The following is a 19,265-nucleotide window of genomic DNA, read 5'->3' on the forward strand; positions in this document are numbered from 1 at the left end:
GAACGGGCCGCACGGCGCGGCCGTATTCAGGTACGGACGGAGCGGCCTTTCATGCATGCGGGGACCGCGCGAACCATCATCGGGGTCGAAGTCCTCCGGAGCCGCGCGGGACGCCCCCTCGGACGAAGGAAGCGCAACCTTTGGCGACTCGGTGGCAACGTTCGGAGGTCGCGGCCGGCCCGGACTCGGCGCTTGGATCGATCGCCATGGTGTGGGATGGGGCCATGGACGCGGCGAGCAGGTTCACGGCCCGTACCGCGTACGTGATGGCCGTCGCCTCTGCCCTGGTCTTCTCAGGCTTCGACGTGCTGCTGTACGTGCTCGGTCAGCGGACCGACGGGGTTCTGGGCCCGGCGGCGGGGCTGGGCCTCAGCCTCGTCGCCGACCTCAGCCTTCTCTGGCTGATCCGGTATCCGCGCGCCGTGGCCTCGATCGCCTTGGGGGTGTCCGCCGCGCGAGCGGTCGGGGAGCTCGTCGCGCCCGGAACGCTGACGCCGGCCCATCCGCTGGCGAGGATCGTCGTCCCGACCTGCGCGATCGTGATCATCTGGGTGATCATGACGGTGCGGCCGGTCCGTGAGGCGTTGTCGTTCACGGTCGCGTTCGCGCTGCTCGGCGCCCAACCGTGGCAGCCGAGCGCGCTGGCCACCCCGACGGGGATCGCGGCCACGCTGATCCCCGCGGCGCTGGCCTACTCCGCCCGGGCGCGGGTGCAGCTGATGGCCTCGCTGCGGGCGAGCCTGGCCGCGGCCGAGCGTGAGCAGCACCTGCTCGCCGAGCAGGCCGTGGCCGCCGAACGCCGGCGGCTCGCCACGGAGATGCACGACGTCGTGACGCATCATGTGACGGAGATGGTCCTGCACGCGGGAGCGCTGAAACTGACCGGCGAGAGCACGCACATACGGACGTCCGCCGAGCAGATCCGGGCCGCGGGCGAGAAGGCGCTCGGTGAGCTACGCGAGCTGATCGGGGTGCTGCACGGCGACGGACGGCGCAGCCCCGAGCCGGCCCCGCGGCCGTCCGATACGTCCGACCCGGCGGAGGAGATCGGCGACCTGGTCCGGGCGGCGTGTGAATCCGGTGGCACGGTGACGCTCGAGCTCCGAGGCGTGCGGCGGCCGATGACGACGGCGATCGCGCGCACCGCCGTACGCGTGGTCCAGGAGTCCCTCTCCAACGCCCGCAAACACGCTCCCGGCTCCTCCGTACATGTGGGGATCGACTATGGCGGACAGGCCACGATCGTTTCCATCCGCGATTCCGGCGGTGATGAGCGGCACCGCAATCCGTCACTGGCCGGCAGCGGATCCGGACTGGGGCTGGTCGGCCTGCGACGCCGTGTCGAGCTCATCGGGGGAGAGTTCTCCGCCGGGAAGCTGTCATCGGGAGGCTGGCAGGTGACGGCCTCGCTGCCGGACATCGGGGCCGGCGCCCCGGCGCGGCCGGGAGGTGACACGTGATCGCGGTGCTCATCGTCGATGACGACCCGATCGTGCGTCGCCACCTGACGACCATCCTGGAGACCGACCCGGAGATCACGGTGGTGGGCACCGCCGAGGACGGCGCGGAGGCCGTCGAGATCGCGTTGCGGCTGTCCCCGGACGTCGTCCTGATGGACCTCCGGATGCCGGCGGTCGACGGCATCACGGCCACCGAACAGATCGTCCGCCAACCGGACCCGCCCGCGGTGATCGCGCTCACCACCTTCGACTCGGACGCCAACGTCGTACGGGCCTTGCAGGTCGGGGCCCAGGGGTTCCTCGTCAAGTCGACGCCGCCCGAGGACCTGCTCCGCCTCATCCGCGTCGCGGCCGACGGGAACGCCGTGCTGTCGCCCGTGGCGATGCGGCGGCTCATCGAACGGACCGAGACGGCCGCCGCCTCCCGGCAGGAGGCGATCTCGCGAATCGCAGGTCTCACCGAGCGCGAGCGTGACATCGTGCGCTGCCTGGGGCTCGGGCTGAGCAACGGTGAGATCGCGGCCCGGCTCTTCCTCTCCGAGGCCACCGTGAAGAGTTACATCTCCCGACTGCTCGGCAAGCTGCGGCTCCCCAACCGTGCCAAGGCCGGGCTGCTCGCCCAGCAGGCCGGACTGATCCCTCCGGACGGCGAATAGCCGGGGATCCGCAACTCCTGGTCCGCGATGGCAACCTTCGGGCGTACTCCCGCGCACCCTGCCCTCTCTAGCGTCCCGGTCAGAGCGAATCGACGCACCACCGGGAGGGACGATGACCATGACGGGCACGCGCATCACCAGGGACGAGACGGCGGTGGCCAGGTGATGAACCTGTCCCGGAGAAGGCCGTCATCCACGGCCGGCGGCCAGACGGCGGTGGCGGAGCGGTCGCGCGGCGGCCGTCCGCCCCGCGGCCGGCGAGCGGCGCTGAGCCTGGTGGTCATCACCCCGCTCGTCGCCGAGTTCACCCTGGGCGCCACGCCGATCGCCATGGCGTGGCTGATCCTCCTGTACATCCCGATCTACGGCTTCGGCGTGCTGACGATCCGGGAACTGCTCCGCAGAACCGGCGGCGGCCCCGGCTCCACGCTCCTCATGGGGCTCGTCTACGGGCTGATCGAAGAGGGCGTCGCCCTGCAGGCTCTGACCAGCCCGCACATCTACCACGTCGCACGGTGGGCTCCGCGCCCGTTCGGGATCAACACCGCGTACGCCGAACTCAACCTGGCGTATCACGCCGTGTTCAGCGTCACGATCCCGATCGTCCTGGTCGATCTCATCTTTCCCGGCCTCGCGCACCGGCCGTTCCTGCGCCGTCGCGGTCTGATCGGCGCCGGGGTCGTGGCGCTCCTGGGCGTACTGATGCTGCGGGCCTCGGTGCCGCCGAAGGAGGACCCCGGCTACGACGTGCCGACCGTGGCCCTCCTGGTCATCGTCGCGCTCATCGCCGTGCTGTCCGTGGCGGCGCTGTGGCTGCTCCCCAGGTCCGGACGCCCGGCGCGTTCCCAGACCGGAGCACTGGTGCCGTCGCCGGTCACGGTCGCGACGGCCTGCGGCGTCGCCACGCTGCTCTACCTCGGGCTGCTGTACCCCTTCGGCGGCGCCCACCGGCCCGCCTTCACGCACGGCGGCTGGACTCTGGTGCCGATGGTCGTGGGCGCCGTCGTGGCCGTCGCGGCGTGGTCCGTCATCCGGCGATGGAGCGCCGCGGCCGCATGGTCGCGACGCCACCTGCTCGCCGCGGCGATCGGCGCGCTGGTCGCCCACACGGTCTTCGGCCTCGCCGCCAATACGCACACCGTCGCCAACGGGGTCGGCCTGACCGCCGCCGGCGTCGTCATGTGCGCACTCCTCGCGCTGCTGGACCGCCGCGTACGGGACGTGCCCGGAAGCGGACTCCGGGCGCCGTCGTAGGCCTGATGAGGCGGGCGGCCGCGACCTCGGGCCGACGCGCCGCCCCGGCTCGCGGTCAGCCGCGTGGGGTGAGGACGACCGGGAGGCCGTTCTTCGGCTGGTAGGTCATCGCGTAGCGGCCGGTGACCTGGGCGCCCGGTACGGCCCGCACCTCGTACGCCTGGGCGATCGTCGCGATGAGGAGCTGGGCGATGGTGAGCGACATCGGCTCCCCGATGCACATGCGCTGGCCCTTGCCGAACGGGTAGTACGCGTCGCGGGCGCGTGCGTCGTAGCGCTCCGGGGTGAAGCGGTCGGGGTCGAAGGTCTCCGGGTCGTCCCAGTGGCGCGGGTCGTGGTGGGTGGCGTACGGGCTGATGATGATGTTCGCGCCGCCGGGGATCGCGTACGGGCCCACGACGTCGTCCTCGACGGAGCCGCGGAAGTACATCGGGAACGCCGGGTAGAGCCGGAACGTCTCGCTGACGACCTGCCGGGTGTACGTGAGCTCGGCCAGGTCGTCGTAGCCGGGTCGCCGGCCGTCGAGGACGCGGTCGACCTCCTCGCGGAGCCGGGCGGCGGCCTCCGGATGCCCCGTCAGCAGGTGCCAGGCCCACGCGACGCCGGTCGCGGTCGACTCGTACCCGGCGATGAAGATGGTGAAGACCTCGTCGCGGAGCTGGCGGTCGCTCATCCGCTCGCCGGTCTCGGCGTCCTCGGCCTGGATCAGCGCGCTCAGGAGGTCCTCTCCGGCGTCGCCGTCGGCCAGGGCGGCCCGCCGGGCGGCGATGAGGGCGTAGATCTCCTGGTCGAGCGCCTCGATCGCGCGTCCGTACGCCGAAGCGCCGGGGGTCGGCAGCCAGGACGGCACGAAGAACGTCCACACCCGCCGGGTCATCCCGGCGAACACCTGGTCCGTCAGGTCGTGCAGGCGGGTGGAGCGTTTGTCGTCGATGTCGGTGCCGAAGAGCGTCTTCAGGATGATCGTGATGTTGATCTGGACGGACTCGCGGAGGATGTCGATGGGCGTGCCGTTCGCGACCGCCGGGGCCCAGCTCGCCATGGAGGCGTCCGTCGCCTCGACGACGGTCTCGGCCATCCGCTGGATCCGCCGGTTGTGGAAGGCGGGCTGCATGAGCCGCCGCTGCCGCCGCCAGAAGTCGCCGTCGCTGGTGAACAGGCCGTTGCCGAGGGCGAGGCGGATGCCGTCCATGATGCTGCCCTTGATGTAGTTGGCAGCGTTGCCGACCAGGATGTGCCGCACGTAGTCCGGGTGGCTGACGAGGTAGGCGCGGACCGGTCCGGCGCCGAGCCGTACGAGACCGTCGCCCTGCTGCGCGGCCTTCATGCAGTATCCGAAGGGGTCCTTCGCCAGCGCGACGAGGGAGACACCGCGGACTCCGGGGACGGGTGCGGTCGCGTCGATCTCGGGGGCTGTGCCCATCGCGGCGTTCTCCAAAATCCGGCCGGGGGAGTGCCGGTGACCCGTGTGGGGTCCGGAATCAGGCCAGGGGAGGGCCGAAAACCGGATCAGTCGTCCAAACGGGGATTTTGGATCATCGGAGGGTTAAATGGCCAGCCCTAAGCCCGTTTTGGGGTTCGCGGCGTTTCCCGACGGGTGTCGCCGCTGATGCGGCCCCGCGGTCTCTTGGCGGCGTTACCGGTCGGCGGGGGCCGCGGCGGGGTAGTTGATGCCGTCCTCGGCGAGGCGCAGCAGCTCCGACAGCACGTCGGAGAACCGCTCGGCGCTCACCGTGCCGGAGCTGAGCAGCTCGAACGCGGTGTGGAACACGGAGTTGACCGCGCTCGCGGCCACGTGCGGGCGCAGGTCGGTGTCGGGGTCGACCCCCATGCGCGCGGCGACGAGGCGGGTCATCTCCGCGTGCTTCTTCTGGCCGTGCTCGAGGCTGCTGCCGAACACGGCGGGGCTGGACTCCATCAGCTGCCGGATGCAGCCGAACCGCTCGGGGTCGAAGCCGGACTCGCCATCCTCGCAGGCGCGGATGATGTCGACCGCGGCGTGGCGGATCGCGGTGATCACCGGCTCGTCGGCGGGCCGGGCGGTGAACGCCTCGCTCACGGCGGCGAACTGCTCCTCCTGGAACGTGTTGAGGACGTCCTCCTTGGAAGCGAAGTAACGGAAGAACGTCCGGGAGGACACGTCGACCGCGTCGGCGATCTCCTCGACGGTCGTGGCCTCGAAGCCCTTCTCCGAGAAGAGCCGGAACGCGCTGTCCACGAGGGCCTCGCGGGTGCGCTGCTTCTTGCGCTCCCGCCGACCGGCCGTAGGTATGCAGCCCTGAACAGCAGTGGTCGCCTCCATGCCCGGATGGTAGCCGACGTTGGACGCTCCGGCCAATAGTTCCTTCATCTTGTGACAGTCGTCATACGGAGACGTTCGTCGCTTGACGACAAGTGTCACAGCATGACAGTTTGGGGCCTCACGCGAATCTCTCGGAGGCAAGTTCATGTCCCAAGCGACACTCGCGTCCCGTCCGGGGGCGCGTGAAAGGCCGGCCCGTCCCGGGCACGGCCATCCCTGGCTGACGCTGCTCGCGGTCGCGCTCGGCGTCATGATGGTCGGCCTCGACGCGACGGTCGTGTCGATCGCCAACCCGGCCATCGCCAAGGACCTGCACGCCGACCTGACCGGTCTGCAGTGGGTCACCAACGGCTACCTGCTCGCGCTCGCCGTGACCCTGATCCCGGCCGGCAAGATCGCCGACCGGTTCGGCCGTAAACGCACCTTCCTCATCGGAGTGATCGGCTTCGCCGCCGCGTCCGTGATGGTCGGCGTGTCCGGCGGCATCGGCATGGTGATCTTCTGGCGTGTCGTCCAGGGCTTCGCCGGCGCGCTGCTGCAGCCCGCCAGCCTGGCGATCCTCCGCAACACCTTCCCGGCCGAACGGCTCAACGCCGCGATCGGAATCTGGGGCGCCACCGTCGGCATCTCCATCGCCGGTGGCCCGATCGTCGGCGGCCTGCTCGTTCAGCACGTCAACTGGGAGTCGGTCTTCTTCCTCAACGCACCGCTCGGCCTGGTGGCCCTGCTGGTCGGCCTGTGGGTGATCCGCGAGTCCCGCGACGAGGAAGCCGCCGGCTCGTTCGACATCGTGGGGGTCATCCTGCTGTCGGGCGCGCTGTTCGCCCTGGTGTGGGGCCTGATCAAGGCCGGGACGTACGGCTTCGGCGACCAGGTGCCGCTCTTGTCGTTCGCCGCGTTCGCGGTTCTGATCGCCGGCTTCGTGATCTGGGAACTGCGGACCCCGCACCCGATCCTGCCGATGAGCCTGTTCCGCTCGGCGTCGCTGTCGGCCGCGACCGGCCTCATCGTCCTCGGCGCCTTCGCCCTCTTCGGGACCATCTTCTTCATCACGCTGTACCTGCAGCAGGTGCACGGCATGACCCCGGTGCAGGCGGGCGTCCGGATGCTGCCGATGACCGCGATCTTCATCGTGTCCTCGCCGCTGGGCGGGGCACTGACGCAGCGCTTCGGGCCGCGCGTGCCGCTCGGCCTCGGCATGGTCTTCACCGCCGGCGCCCTGTTCGGCCTGTCCCGGATCGGGGTCGACGCCTCGTACAACCAGATCTGGCCGTGGTTCGTGCTCATGGGCCTGGCGTTCGGGTTCATCCTCACCGCCGGCACCGAGGCGATCGTCGCCAACGCCCCCGTGCACCTGGCCGGGGTCGCGGGCGGCCTGCAGCAGACCGCGTTCCAGGTCGGCGGCGTGCTCGGCACGTCGGTCCTCGGCACGATCCTGTCCAGCCGCGTCGGAAGCGTCCTGATCGACCGGCTGACCGGAGCGGGACTGCCCGCGCCGGCGGCCCACCAGCTCACCACGGCCAAGGACTACATCGCCCAGGGCGTCGCGCCGGTCCCGGCGGGCGCGCCCGGACCGGTCGCCAAGGCCATCACCACCGGTAGCCACCTCGCCTTCATGGACGGTTTCCAGACCTCCATGACGGTCGCCGCGGGCGTCGCGCTCGTGGCCGCGCTCGCCGCCCTCCTCGTACGACGCGGCGAGTCGCCGGTCGAAGGCGGCGTCGCGATCTGAGTGTCACCCGGGTACGGGCGGCGCGACGCCGCCCGTACCCGTTTTCGGAAAAGAGGTCGACCATGTCCCACGCGATGGCGTTCCCCGCGACACCGTTGCCCGCGAGCGGCTGGGAGCTGCGCGTCGGCCGCGGCAGCCGCCGGCGTCCCGCCCTCGAGGTGCACACCGGCGACGGGCTCATCGACGTGGCCGTGGCTCGCGGCGCCGACACCGCGCTGATCCGCGGCGCGGTACGCGGCAGGGGCTGGTCCGTCGCCTGGGGCGAGCTGCCGCCCGGCGGTGAGGTGCTCGTGGAGTTCCACGCCGGAAGGTCCGCGCTGAAGGCCACCGCCGTGACGATCGCGGGGGCGTTCTGGGTGGCGGAGGTGCCCGGGAGGTTCCGCTCCGTCGAGGTCACGACCGCGGTCGGCCGGACCTCCCACCGCGTCCGGCGGTTCCGCCAGGCTCGGCTGCCCGGCAGGTAGGACACCCAGGAGGCTCGCGGTCGCGTTGGCGGGCGGGAGCGGCAGGCGCGGGCTGTCCGGCGGATAGGGCACCGGGCGGACTCGGTCGACTGGCGAGACCGTGAAACCCGGCTATCCCGCAGGTAAGGCGCTGGGAGGCCTCCAGCCCCGTGGGCAGGCGGGATCGGCAGGCTCGGTTGTCCGCGCGGTAAGACGCGCCTAACGATCATCTGGTTGTCATCAATCTCTCAGAAACAACCCCTAGTCTGTGCCGCGTGCACTCGATCCTCAGGCGTTACCCCCTGCCCATGCTCTTCATCGTGGCGTTCTGCGCTGTTTCCGGCGTCTACGCGTACGGTCTGGGGCCGGCACAGCAGCGCCTGGTCGTCGCCAACACGGCCACCAACCTGGCGAACCTGAGGAACGACCCCCTGGGCACGATGATCGCCTCCGCCTTCGTGGCCGAGGCCGCGCCGTGGATGTGGGTGGCCTTCGCCATCGTCGGCCTGTTCCCCGTGGCGCACCGGTTCGGCAACGTACGGACGCTCGTCCTCGTTGGTGCCGCCCAGGTGGTCGGCACGCTCATCAGCGAGGGGCTGCTCGCCTGGCGGATCTCGACGGGCGCCATGCCCACGTCGGCGCGGTACCTCGACGACGTCGGCCCCTCCTACGTGATCGCCTCCGCCCTCGTCGCGACGATCCTGTACGGCGCCGAGCCCCTCATGCGCACCGCCCGGCACGGCCACTGGCTGTTCGATCGCATCCCCAGCCGCTGGTGGCGCATCGGCGCCGCCGTCGGCCTGGCGTTCCTGGCACCGCATCTGTTCAACCGACTGGACCGGCTGGACGTCGCGGCCGTCGGCCACGTCGTCGCCATGCTCGTCGGCGCGGGCGTCGGACTGCTCTTCGCCCGCCGCGAGCGCACCAGCGCCGGCTCCGGGGGAGCCGGACCGCGTACGGAGCTCGCCCCCGCTCCCGCCTTCAGCGAGGCCTGACCGCCCCCGCCCGCACGTCCCGACCAAAGGGCGGAGCGCCGGTGCCGTAGATATGACACCGGCCCTCCACACGGGCGTGCTTCTTGATTTTCATGCTGCGGACGCGGTGGCCCGGCTCATACTGCCGCCGGGCCGGGCACCCTCAGGGATTCCTCATTTGTGCCGGACCACCACCGGGGTGAGAGTGCCGTCGGTGTCGTTGACATAGCCGACGCCCCAGAGTCCGCCTCCGGCGATCGACGCGAGAGCGTTGAGGGTCCCTTGTCCCGCAACCGGCGCGGGGCTGGGTGTCCATTCGCTTCCGGTCCAGTTCAGGGCGGCCGTCTCGTAGGGCAGGCCCCAACTGAACGTGTCGCCTGCCGCCCACAAGTGGCCTCGATCGGCGGCCACGTCGTAGATGACGCCCTTGGGCTGCGCTGCCGAGATCGGAGTGTTCGTCCAGCGGTGCCCGTCCCAATGCATGATCAAAGGGGAGGAGACGTTCCAACCGTCAGACCCTGGGTCGACGCCGTTGCCGGTGGCCCAGATGTCGTTGGGCGCGAGAACGCGCATCCGGGCGATCCGAGCCTCCTTATGGTCGATCTGAGGTGCGGCATCCCGCGTCCATGTACGACCGTCCCAGTGAAGGAAGAAGGCCTGACCGGCCGCGTCCTCTCCTGCCATCCAGGTGTCATCCGGCCCTAGGACCGAGATGGTGGTCAGGATGGTGTTGTCATCGAGTTTCGGTAGCGATACCACCTGCCATGCCGAGCCGTCCCAGCGCTCGGCATAGTTCTTGATCGTTTCTTCTCCGAGTTCGCGCTCGATGATCCAGGCGTCCGCTCGGCCGTCGGACGAGAACACCACGTTCTCGGGGCTTGATTGGCCGGGGAGCAGCGCATATGGCGTGGCGGTCCAGGAACGGCCGTCCCAGTGGAGGGATCCGCATTCGCCGCCGGCCCACACATTCCGGGGGCTCGCACTCGCGATGGAGCCGACCCCGCCGACGTCGGGAATGGTGACGCGTGTCCAATTGGCGCCGTTCCAACGCAACACGGCCGAACGGAATGTCTCGTTGGTGCTGCATGAGGCGGTGTCGCGTGGTGAATAAGTACGGAGCCCCAGCAGACCGGAACGTCCGCTCCGGGCGCTCGTGCCCTGGGGCTGGTGCCTGTCCACGCCGGCCCCTACCCAGGCGACATCTCGGCTCGGGGCGGTGATGCTGGAAAGGGACGCCGATCCCAGATCGGGCACGGCGACCCGTTCCCAGCCCGAGGACGCGGTCGGCTTGGCCGTCGCGCCGGCCGACGCCGCCATCAGGGGCGACAGCGAGAGCGACATCGTGACCGCCCCGGCCGCCAGCACGGCCCGGGCGCCGCGGTTTCCAGCAGCGTTGATGCTTCCATTACGCATAAGAGAGTCTCTTTCTCATCGAACGGTCGACCAAGCGGGCGAGTCAGGAGGCGGGGAGAGCGCCGATCTCGTTCACCCAGCCCTGGCGCTCGTAGGCGATGTACTGGTCGGGGCTGTTCTTGCGGGTGCCGGTTCCGGGCAGCTCGTAGTCGAGGAGCTGGGCGGTCACCGGGTCCACGATCAGCCGGGGGGCCACGCCGTCGTTGACTTGAGCGGAGATGGCCACGCCGGACCTGCCCACTCGATCCGTGATCCGTCCGGTGACGTGGACGGACGGGGAGTCCGCGAGGATCCGGTAGAGCGCCGCGCGCGTGCCGGGGGTGGTCGGAGTCCTGAGCAGGTCTGCGGCGCTGACGAAGACGTACTTCCCGAAATCGGTCCTGCCCCTGGTGTCCTCCCGCCACAGCTTCCGCAGGTAGGCCTCCAGTCCGCTCTTGGTCGTCGGCAGCTTCGGGATGGTCTTCCACTCGATCTCGTGGCGGCCGATGTCGGGGTTCACCAGATGCGAACGCCCGTTGTACGTCGTCGTGACCGGCTTGGACGCCGTCGTGAAGCCGTTGACGTTGAGAGGCGGCGAACCCGCCGCCCGCCACGCCGCCTCGTCCTTCTTGGTGGGGAAGGCGACCTGAACGTCCAGCGGCAGGCGCGACCGGAACCGCATGCCGGTCCCGCCCGGCGGGGTGCACGCCCAACTCTCGTCGCTGCTCGCGCCCCGCGCCTGGAACGTCTGGGGCTTGACCTTGGGAATCCTGGATGGCTTGACGTGCGGGCGCGGGCTGCCCCGGGGGACCGGGCTGACGCCCGGGATGGGCTTCTGGAAGGGCGCCAGGTGGTCATCCCACATGCGCGTCCGGCTGTACCAGCACGTCCCATGGGTGGCGGGCTGCTTGGCGGCCGTCTCCGCGCTGGCCAGCAGGAACGCACGGGTGTTGATCGCTGCCTTCGGGCCGGTGGTGCGGTTCCCCGCCGTACCACCGTCGTGGCCGCCGGACAGCACGCCTGTGGCCAGCACCGCCGTGGCCGCCACCACCGCGGTCGCGCCGGTGGCGAAGGCCAGCCGCCGGACCGGCCGGCGTCCCGGGACCAGACCCCGGCTCACGGGGGCCGTGCCGGTGCGCGCACGGATCAGTGAGGTGTCGGGACGTCGTTCATAGGCCGCGTTGGCGAGTTCATCGACCACCGCTGGCTTCAGCGCGTTGATCATGCTGTCGAGTTCGTTGTGCTTCACAGCTTCTCCGAGATGATGCGGTCGTGCGCTGCGCGTGCGGGAGTTCGCTTGCCGGGTTCGTGGGAGGTCTCCAGTGCCCTGGCCAGCCGTCGGCGTCCGCGGTGCAGCCGGACGGTGAAGGCGGCGCGGGAGCAGCCGGCGACCCGGGCCGCGTCGGCGGGCTCGAGCCCGTGCCAGGCGGTCAAGGTGACCGCTTCGGCCTCTTTGGGGGACAGGGTGCGCAGGGCCGCCAGCGCCTGGTCACGGGCGATGACGTGGTCGGCGGCGTCCCAGGCGTGCAGGTCCGCGTCGGTGGTCAGGCCGGCCAGCCGGTCGACCAGGCGGCGCGCATGTCCGGCGGTGCCATGGGACTGGCGGGCCAGGTTCCTGGCCACGGCCAGCAGCCACGGCAGCTCCCGCTCGGGGATCTCATCGACCTTCCGCCACGCGATCGTGAACACTTCGTTGGTGACGTCCTCGGCCGCCTGGGGCGCGACCCGCAGCACGACGTAGCCGAAGACGTTGCGGTAGTACGTCTCATAGAGGCGGGTGAATCGGGCCTCTTGCTCGTCCACGCCACCTCCTTTCTTCTCGGGACACGAACGCCAAGAAGTCGAAGAAGACGTCACCCGATTACGCGACAGATCGAGGATTCTTCACGAGCCCTGCTCGTGCGGACCGTACGAGGCGCCGGCCGGTCTCGTACCGGAAACCGGTTGACCGGTGGAGCGTCGCGGCGATCTCATCGGCGGATGGTCAAGATGCATGCCGACGAGGTGGAGACCGACGCGGAGCTCGTTGGGCGGCTGGTCCGCGGGCGGTTCCCGCAGTGGGCGGATCTGCCGGTCGAGCGGCTCGCCTCCGGGGGGACCGTCAACGCCGTCTACCGGATCGGCGCCGACCTGACCGCCCGGCTCCCGCTCACCCCGGGAGGCGTGGAGTCACTGGAGTGGGAGCAGCGGTGGCTCCCGAGGCTCGCGCCCGTGCTGCCGGTCGCCATCCCGACCGTGGTCGGCCGGGGCGAACCGGCCGAGGGATACCCGTTGCCCTGGTCGGTGCACCGATGGATCGAAGGCGAGTGCCCGGTCGAGGGCCAGGTCGCCGAGCCCGAACCTCTGGCGCGTGACCTGGCGGCGTTCGTCACGGCCATGCGGAAGGTCGAGCTGGATGACGCGCCCGCCGCGTATCGCGGGGTACCGCTGGCGACCGCCGACTCCTCCACGCGTGCGGCGATCGAGGAACTGAGCCGCACCGATGAGCCCTTCGACGCCGAGGTGGCGATCGCGGTCTGGGAGGAGTCACTCGCCGCACCTCCCTGGACGGGTTCGCCGTGCTGGCTGCACTCCGACCTGATGCCCGGCAACCTGCTCGTCACCGATGGAAGGCTCAGCGCAGTCCTGGACTTCTCCACCGCTGGCGTCGGAGACCCGGCCTGCGATCTGATCGTCGCGTGGAACCTCCTGCCCCGATCTGGCAGGAAGGTGTTCCGGGACGCGGTGGACGTCGACGACGCGACCTGGTTGCGCGGCCGCGGCTGGGCCCTGTCGATGGCCGTCGGCCAGCTGCCGTACTACCGCCACACCAACCCGATCATGTCCGCCAACGCCCGCCACGTCATCCGCGAGATCCTCACGTGACTCTGTCAGCGGTGTTTGCTGTGGCTGAATATCGCTCAGCCACAGCAAATACCGCTGACAGCGCGCCCTCGCCCCGCCCGAGCGATTCGCCCGAATCGCCGTCATCCGCAAGGGGCTAGCCGACCTGGCGGTACTCGGCGTCCGGGCTGCCGCCGGGGGATCGCTGGTCCTCGCCGCCGGTCCGGCCGCGGTGGCGGTCCATCTCTCGCCACTCCGGCCGTAGCCCGGCCAGGTTGGTCGTGAGGAAGTACGCGGCGCCGCCGGCCAGCAGCACGGGCGCCAGGCCCCACGACGCCACCGCCGCCCCGCCGATCAGCCCGCCCAGCGGGATGCCTCCCCAGGCCAGCGAGTCGCCCAGCGCCTTGACCCGGCCCAGCAGGTGACGCGGCACCCGCTCGAACGAGATCGCCCCGATGATCGGGTTGAGGAAGCCGGCCGCCAACCCGGAGACGGCGAACACCGGGACGATCACCCACATCGATGCGGTCGAGGCGAGGATGAGGAACGGCGGCGCGCCGGCGATCGCGAACGCGACGAAGAAGACCGGGCGGCGCCGCATGCGGTGGGCGATCGCCGCCGCGCACAGGCTCCCGGCGAGCGCCATCACCGCGTGCGCGCTGTTGTTCAGGCCGATCGAGGCCGCTCCGTTACCGGAGTCCTTGGCCCACACGGGCAGGAACACCGTGATGAAGCCCGCGTCCAGCAGGTTGGTGATCCCGACCATGATGACGATGGAGAGCAGGAGCGGCTCGCCGCGAAGGAAGACGAAGCCCTCGCCGAAACTCCGCCAGTACCTCGGCACCACCTGGGCCGATCCCGCCTTCTCCGTCGTGCCGCCCATGCCGCGTGGCAGCACGAGGGCGATGATCACTGATCCGAGCGCGAAGCAGCAGGCGTTGAGGACGAGGCCGGTCAGCGGGCCCAGCAGCGCGACCAGCGCGCCTCCGGCCGCCGGACCGATGGTGGCGGCCAGCCGCTCGGTCGCTCCGGACAGGCCCGTGGCCCGCCCCGTCGGCACGCGGCTGCGCTCGGCCGCGTCCGGGATCATGACCTCCTTCGCCAGGTCGCCCGGGCCGCGCGCCGCGCCGATCAGCGCGACCAGGGCCAGCAGCACCGGAAAGGTGAGCAGGCCCGAAGAGTGGAGCAGAGGAATGGCGCCGGCGGCGCTCGCGCTCGCCAGGTCGGTGGTCCACGAGACGACCCTCGGTCCGGCCCGGTCCACCAGCGGGCCGGTTAACGTCTTGACCAGCACATAGGGCGTCATCTCGCAGAACGCCACCAGCCCGGTCCGCGTGGCGCTGCCGGTCGTGACGAGCACGAACCACGGCAGCGCGATGGCCGAGACGCGGGTGCCGGTCAACGACACGGCGATCGCCGTGAGCAGCCCGCCCAACGGCCGCAGGGTCCGCTTCCCGGATACGCGGGCGGCGTCCGGGACCCCGTCCTTCACGATGTCTCCATCGCCGAGTTCTCGCCGTCCGAGGAGCCGACGGCCGTGGCGGTCGCGTTGAGCTCGGGCAGGATATTAATGATCAGCGAGACCTGTTCGGCGCCCTCCGGCGCTCGGATGACCGTCTCGGGCGTATCCCGTCGATACCGCTCGATGACCTCCTGCAGCTCCCTGCGCAGGGCGATCCGTGAAGTCGGTCATGATCTGCACGGTAAACCGCGAAGAAACCTTTGCAAAGAGTTCTTCGCGAAGAGTTGTTCGCGGTTCGTTCCGCCTACTCGGTAGGCCCGTGGCCGGTTCGCGGCGGATCGTTGACCTTGAGCTTGGCTCCCGTGGTGGAGATGAAGATGACCAGCAGCTTCGCCGGCTTCGTCCGGCTGGTGTTCGCCGTGAGCAGGTGGTGGGCGCCGGGCTGCTCGACCCAGTTCTGTCCTTGGTGGTACGTACGTACCGGCTTACCGGCGAGGTGGCTGCGCACGGTGCCCTGGAGCACGTAGGCGTAGACGAAGGCGGAGCCGTGCCGATGCGGCGCCGCGCGCGCGTTGGGCGGGAAGTCCACGATCGCCGAGGTGAACGTCTTGCCCTTGACATTCGGGAGCGCCTGTTCGAACAGAGTCGACAGCGTCTCGGACGGCTGGTTCGAAACCGTGGCGACGGCGGCCACCCTGCCGGTCGTACGCTGTGCCGCGGGGGCGCACGCGGTGGCCGTGGCCACCAGGCCGGCAGCCAGGAGGCAGCAGGCAGGCCGTATTCCGATCATGATTGCCCTCCTCCTCGGTCTTCGATGACCCGAATGATCGTTTTGCCGGGGGTGCGCCGGCCGGGGGCGAACGCGGAGGGCGCTTCCGGGAGCGTCAGCACGGCCCCGACGATCGGCTTGAGCCGTCCGTCCCGCACCCGCTGGGCGAGGTCCGCGAGCCGGGCGCGATCCGGTTCGACGACGAAGAAGATCGCCCGCCCGGCCTTGGGTTGGACCTTGGGCGGCGTGGCGATGGTGACGAGCGTGCCGCCGGCGCGCACCAGCGCGGTCGAGCGGTCGAGGATCTCGCCGCCGATCACGTCGAACACCACGTCGACCTCACCGGCATCTTCCAGTCGGTCGGCCTGCAGGTCCAGGAAGAGATCCACGCCGAGACCGAGTGCGATTTCCCGGTCGGCGGCCCGGCCGGTGCCGATCACCATGGCGCCCACCTCGCGCGCGAGCTGCACCGCGATCGAACCCACACCGCCCGCGGCGCCGTGGATCAGGACGGTCTGGCCTGCCGCGAGGCGGCCGTGGTCGAACAGGCCCTGCCACGCGGTCAGCCCCGATATCGGCAGTGTGACGGCCACGGTGTGGTCGACGTCCGCCGGAAGGGGGGCGAGATTGCGGGCCTCCACCGCGGCGTACTCGGCCAGTGAGCCGTTGCGGGCCCAGTCGGCCAGTCCGAACACCCGCTGGCCGACGCTGAGACCGGTGGTTCCAAAACCCAGCGCGGCGACGACACCCGACAGCTCATGTCCGGGAACGCTCGGCGTCCGGTCACGGCCGGCGCGATCGGTCCACGTACCCGGCCAGTCGAGCTCTCCGGGGGTGAACCCCGCGGTATGCACCCGCACGATGACGTCGTTCTCGGCGGCGTGCGGGTACGGCATCTCCGTCAGGGAGAGTCCGCCGACACCGGCGGCGCGGTCTCGGACCGTGATGGCTTGCATGGCGGTTCCTCTCATGTCCCTCTGGCTTCAGGTTGTCATCAGGGAGACGAGGCAGCCCACACGGGTGTGACGGCTCAGAAGTACGTGATCTCTGGCGGAGGTCCGGCGGGGAGCGCAGGGCGGGTACGGCGCGGAGTCCGGCGGTCGGCTACGGATCACCGCTGACAGGACGGCGACCAGCCCGACGATCGGTCGCAGGGCGGCAGCCCGTATCGACGCACCGGGTGGAGGGTCTCGCTCGGCAGGGTCTCGCGGCCCGTCAGTGCTTCGGGTCGGTCTTCTTCGGCGTCGGGGTCGGGCTCGACGTCACGGCCGGGAGTGGAAGGCCGGGCAGTGAGGTCGTCGGGCGCGGTGTCGCCGGCGCGGACGTCGGCGGCTTCGGGGTCGGCGTCGCCGGGCGGGATGGGCTCGCGGGCGGGCGGCTCGCCGTCGCCGACCCGGAGGGGCGCGTGGGCGTGGCCGAACCGGACGGCGACGCCGACCCGGCGGTGGACGGGACCGGTGTCGTGCCGACGGGCGAGGATCCGCCGTTCAGCGGGGCGCTGCCCCCTGCCGAGGTCGTGGGACTGCTCGTGGACGTGGTCCGGTGCGCGATTCGGGTGTGGTCGTCGACGGTGGAGGCTCCCCGGTCGGTGCCGGCCGGCCAGAGCAGGATCGCCCCGATGACCGTCGCGGCGCACGCGGCGAGGGTGAGCGCCTCGGTGAGCACGGTCTGCCGGGCACGAGGCTTGCGGTGGTGCCGGGCCGGCCCCGCGGCGGGCGCGATCTTCGGCTGGGGACCGGTGTCCGCCTCGGCCGGGCCGAACAGGGTGTCCAGCGGGACGGGCAGGCCGTCGGCGTCGAACAGCAGCGCGCCGCCGGTCGCCCGCTCGGTGGCGGCGCAGGCGGCTAGCACCTGCTCGCGCAGCGCCGCCGGTGGGTCGTCCGGCCGGATCACGAGTGTGTGGAGGCGGCCCTTCGCCAGTGCCGTCAGCAGCTCGTCGTCCGCCGCGGCGCCCGCCTCGAGGACGGCGATGACGGCCTGCTCGAGCCGGCGTCGGGCCAGCCGGACCAGCTGCTCGGCGGTGTCACGCGCCACGCCGAGGATCCGCGCGAGATCCTCGGTCTCCAGGACGGCGGTCAGCGCGAGCGCCTCCCGGTGCTCAGGGCGCAGCCGGGCCAGCGCGCGCTCCAGCGGCGCCGCTTCGGGGGCCGCCGCGGGCGGCGTGCCGCGGCGTGTCCAGTCCGCGCGCGCCAGCGCGTACAGCCAGACGGGGAGCGACTCGTCGTCGGACGGCGGCCCTGCGGGGTGACGGGCGGCGGCGACGAAGGTGTCCCGTACGGCGTCGGCGGCCTCGTCGCCGACCATGCGGCGGCAGCAGGCGTACAGCAGCGCGCCGTGCTCGTCGTAGAGCAGGCCGAAGGCCTCCGGGTCACCGGCGCGCAACGCCTCCGTCAGGGACACCCTCTAACTCCGTTCCGGCAGCAAGTGGCTCGTTCCAAGTCAAGAGCAAGCTACCAGCGTGCCAAAACGCGACGCCAGGGGGACTTCCCCCCTATGCCACCTCGTCGAGGGGGCGGAGTTCGTCCGCGTAGCTGACCGAGACGCGGCGCATGACGCCGCCGTCGTCGATGGAGTACTGCCCGAGGCGCCAGAGTGGGGGCGAGTAGGCGTGGATGGAAACGCTGCGGTCCGCCGACCCGACCAGGCGGTGGATGTGCTCGGGGCCGAAGGAGAATGACGCGCCCTCTGCCACCTCCACCTCGACGTGCGCGCCGGCGATGCGGGGGTTGCACTCCTTGAGAGCGCCGTCGACGACCGCGACCGCGCCGGAGGAGATGTCGTGATCGTGCCAGCCCGTGTCGTTCTCCGGCGTCCAGCACAGCAGCCACACGTCGACGTACTCGTCCCGGTGCAGCGACACGTAATGGCGCTTGCCGTCGGGGAAGTCCACGAGTGCGCGCCACGTGTCGGGGTGGGCGGCCAGGTCGTCGACGAGGCGGCGCAGCTCATGCCGGTCGAGGCTTCGTGTAGGCAGGGACTCGAAGGCCACGGGGGTCAGTCCTCTCCGTTGAGTAGTCGATGCGGATTCGCGGTGCGGATGGCGTGCTCGGCGGCGTCGCCGAGGCCGAAGTGGTCGGGGGACCGCGCGTACGGGCGGTCGGAGCCGCACACGATCGTGTCGATGCCGATCGCGCGGACCGTGGCGTCGACGGCGCGCGGCCCGTACGACGACGTCTCCACGAAGGCGTCCGGGTCGACCTGGCCGCGTCCGCCGCCGCGTGCGGCCAGGCGTTCGCCGTGCAGGGGAGCGAGCCCTGCGAGCAGCGCGAAGCACACGCGCAGGCCGGGATGGCGCGGCCGGCCGAACGCGCGGAAGGCGAACCAGGCGGCGTGCATCTGCTGGACGTACGGCACCAGCGCGGGCCACCACCCCGGCCCGTCCGTCACCGGCGCCGGCCCGGGGTGGACGAAGAGCGGCCGGCCGCGTTCTTCCAGCAGCGTCAGGAGCGGCCCGCACCGGTCGTACCCCGCCGCGTCGAGCAGTGCCGTCGCGGGCAGCTGCAGGCCGGTGAACCCCTGGTCGAGGAGCCGGGCGAGGGCGGTGGCGTCGATCTCGGCCAGGCCCGCGGAGGCCCACGCGCGGAACGGCTCGGGCAGCAGCAGCGCGTCCGCGTGGTGGGCGTCGAGCAGCGGGGCGCCGTCCTCGGCAGGCAGGAACTCGATGCCGAGCGGCGCGGACAGGGACGTCAGTGCGAGATCGACGCCATCCTCCGCGAGGGCGGCGGTGCGGCGCGCGACGTCGTGATCGGCGGCGTCGACCTCGAACGGGGCCTCGCCGGCGAGGTGGAGCGTCCAGTGATCGAGCCGAGGAGGGGCCGTTCGCCTGCGGAGCGCCTCGACGAACGCCGGCCCCCAAAGGTGCTGGTGGACGTCGATCCGCACGCGGCCCTCCCGGGGTCGAAGCTACTGAACCGTTTCACTGAACCGTATCAGTGTACCGGTTCAGTGGACCGTTTCACCCGCTCAGAGGTCACCTTCCCGACACCTGGGGCTTTACG

18 protein-coding genes are annotated in these 19,265 nt (G+C 71.1%); 7 read left to right on the forward strand and 11 right to left on the reverse strand.

The window, feature by feature from the left end; translation table 11 throughout:
• The first annotated feature begins 140 nt into the window (after window positions 1–140).
• The 3 genes from ACQP2O_RS10230 to ACQP2O_RS10240 all read left to right on the forward strand — a co-directional run bounded on the left by ACQP2O_RS10230 (window position 141) and on the right by ACQP2O_RS10240 (window position 3,370).
• The gene (locus ACQP2O_RS10230) at window positions 141–1,460 is read left to right on the forward strand and encodes a sensor histidine kinase (protein WP_433182110.1); all 1,320 of its coding nucleotides are present in this window, start codon (window positions 141–143) and stop codon (window positions 1,458–1,460) included.
• The gene (locus tag ACQP2O_RS10235) at window positions 1,457–2,116 is read left to right on the forward strand and encodes a response regulator (protein ID WP_433182112.1); all 660 of its coding nucleotides are present in this window, start codon (window positions 1,457–1,459) and stop codon (window positions 2,114–2,116) included. The genes ACQP2O_RS10230 and ACQP2O_RS10235 overlap by 4 nt, the downstream gene beginning before the upstream one ends.
• Before the next feature lie 165 nt (window positions 2,117–2,281).
• Entirely contained in the window at window positions 2,282–3,370 is a 1,089-nt protein-coding gene (locus tag ACQP2O_RS10240; protein ID WP_433182113.1) for a hypothetical protein, read from the forward strand.
• A 55-nt stretch (window positions 3,371–3,425) separates the two neighbouring features.
• On the opposite strand, the gene ACQP2O_RS10245 is transcribed toward ACQP2O_RS10240, so the two are convergent.
• The gene (locus ACQP2O_RS10245) at window positions 3,426–4,793 is read right to left on the reverse strand and encodes a cytochrome P450 (protein WP_433182115.1); all 1,368 of its coding nucleotides are present in this window, start codon (window positions 4,791–4,793) and stop codon (window positions 3,426–3,428) included.
• Between the two features lie 213 nt (window positions 4,794–5,006).
• Window positions 5,007–5,720 (reverse strand): TetR family transcriptional regulator, encoded by a 714-nt coding sequence (locus ACQP2O_RS10250; RefSeq protein ID WP_433182117.1) that lies wholly within the window; start codon window positions 5,718–5,720, stop codon window positions 5,007–5,009.
• Window positions 5,721–5,817: 97 nt separating this feature from the next.
• On the opposite strand from ACQP2O_RS10250, the gene ACQP2O_RS10255 reads away from it, so the two are divergent.
• From ACQP2O_RS10255 to ACQP2O_RS10265, 3 genes are all read left to right on the forward strand, one after another.
• The gene (locus tag ACQP2O_RS10255) at window positions 5,818–7,404 is read left to right on the forward strand and encodes an MFS transporter (RefSeq protein WP_433182118.1); all 1,587 of its coding nucleotides are present in this window, start codon (window positions 5,818–5,820) and stop codon (window positions 7,402–7,404) included.
• Between the two features lie 62 nt (window positions 7,405–7,466).
• Window positions 7,467–7,868 (forward strand): hypothetical protein, encoded by a 402-nt coding sequence (locus tag ACQP2O_RS10260; RefSeq protein WP_433182120.1) that lies wholly within the window; start codon window positions 7,467–7,469, stop codon window positions 7,866–7,868.
• 254 nt (window positions 7,869–8,122) lie between these two features.
• On the forward strand, window positions 8,123–8,842 hold the full coding sequence (locus ACQP2O_RS10265) for a rhomboid-like protein (protein ID WP_433182121.1): 720 nt from the start codon (window positions 8,123–8,125) through the stop codon (window positions 8,840–8,842).
• A gap of 153 nt (window positions 8,843–8,995) precedes the next feature.
• Here the strand turns inward: ACQP2O_RS10265 and ACQP2O_RS10270 are convergent, their stop codons facing one another.
• Genes ACQP2O_RS10270 through ACQP2O_RS10280 form a run of 3 tightly spaced genes read right to left on the reverse strand, consistent with a single transcriptional unit; the run spans window position 8,996 to window position 12,016 of the window.
• The gene (locus tag ACQP2O_RS10270) at window positions 8,996–10,234 is read right to left on the reverse strand and encodes a hypothetical protein (protein WP_433182123.1); all 1,239 of its coding nucleotides are present in this window, start codon (window positions 10,232–10,234) and stop codon (window positions 8,996–8,998) included.
• Window positions 10,235–10,277: 43 nt separating this feature from the next.
• Window positions 10,278–11,462, reverse strand: a complete 1,185-nt coding sequence (locus ACQP2O_RS10275) for a CU044_5270 family protein (protein ID WP_433182125.1) — start codon at window positions 11,460–11,462, stop codon at window positions 10,278–10,280.
• The gene (locus tag ACQP2O_RS10280; protein ID WP_433182127.1) at window positions 11,459–12,016 is read right to left on the reverse strand and encodes an RNA polymerase sigma factor; all 558 of its coding nucleotides are present in this window, start codon (window positions 12,014–12,016) and stop codon (window positions 11,459–11,461) included. Before ACQP2O_RS10280 ends, ACQP2O_RS10275 begins: the two co-directional genes overlap by 4 nt.
• A 177-nt stretch (window positions 12,017–12,193) precedes the next feature.
• On the opposite strand from ACQP2O_RS10280, the gene ACQP2O_RS10285 reads away from it, so the two are divergent.
• Entirely contained in the window at window positions 12,194–13,078 is an 885-nt protein-coding gene (locus ACQP2O_RS10285) for an aminoglycoside phosphotransferase family protein (RefSeq protein ID WP_433182129.1), read from the forward strand.
• A 115-nt stretch (window positions 13,079–13,193) separates the two neighbouring features.
• Here ACQP2O_RS10285 and ACQP2O_RS10290 read toward each other — a convergent pair whose 3' ends face one another.
• The 6 genes from ACQP2O_RS10290 to ACQP2O_RS10315 form a co-directional block, all read right to left on the reverse strand.
• The gene (locus tag ACQP2O_RS10290; RefSeq protein ID WP_433182131.1) at window positions 13,194–14,528 is read right to left on the reverse strand and encodes an MFS transporter; all 1,335 of its coding nucleotides are present in this window, start codon (window positions 14,526–14,528) and stop codon (window positions 13,194–13,196) included.
• Window positions 14,529–14,802: 274 nt separating this feature from the next.
• Window positions 14,803–15,288 carry a cupin domain-containing protein gene (locus ACQP2O_RS10295; RefSeq protein ID WP_433182133.1) on the reverse strand — a complete coding sequence of 162 codons (486 nt, stop codon included), beginning with the start codon at window positions 15,286–15,288 and terminating at the stop codon, window positions 14,803–14,805.
• Window positions 15,285–16,223: an NADP-dependent oxidoreductase gene (locus tag ACQP2O_RS10300; RefSeq protein WP_433182135.1), complete on the reverse strand. Its 939-nt coding sequence runs from the start codon at window positions 16,221–16,223 to the stop codon at window positions 15,285–15,287. The genes ACQP2O_RS10295 and ACQP2O_RS10300 overlap by 4 nt, the downstream gene beginning before the upstream one ends.
• A 259-nt stretch (window positions 16,224–16,482) precedes the next feature.
• Window positions 16,483–17,667: a hypothetical protein gene (locus tag ACQP2O_RS10305; protein WP_433182137.1), complete on the reverse strand. Its 1,185-nt coding sequence runs from the start codon at window positions 17,665–17,667 to the stop codon at window positions 16,483–16,485.
• 91 nt (window positions 17,668–17,758) lie between these two features.
• The gene (locus tag ACQP2O_RS10310; protein WP_433182138.1) at window positions 17,759–18,256 is read right to left on the reverse strand and encodes a cysteine dioxygenase; all 498 of its coding nucleotides are present in this window, start codon (window positions 18,254–18,256) and stop codon (window positions 17,759–17,761) included.
• Window positions 18,257–18,261: 5 nt separating this feature from the next.
• Window positions 18,262–19,149 carry an amidohydrolase family protein gene (locus ACQP2O_RS10315; protein ID WP_433182140.1) on the reverse strand — a complete coding sequence of 296 codons (888 nt, stop codon included), beginning with the start codon at window positions 19,147–19,149 and terminating at the stop codon, window positions 18,262–18,264.
• Window positions 19,150–19,265: the final 116 nt, after the last annotated feature.

The sequence above is a fragment of the Actinoallomurus sp. CA-150999 genome, from assembly GCF_050942425.1.
Lineage (GTDB): Bacteria > Actinomycetota > Actinomycetes > Streptosporangiales > Streptosporangiaceae > Actinoallomurus.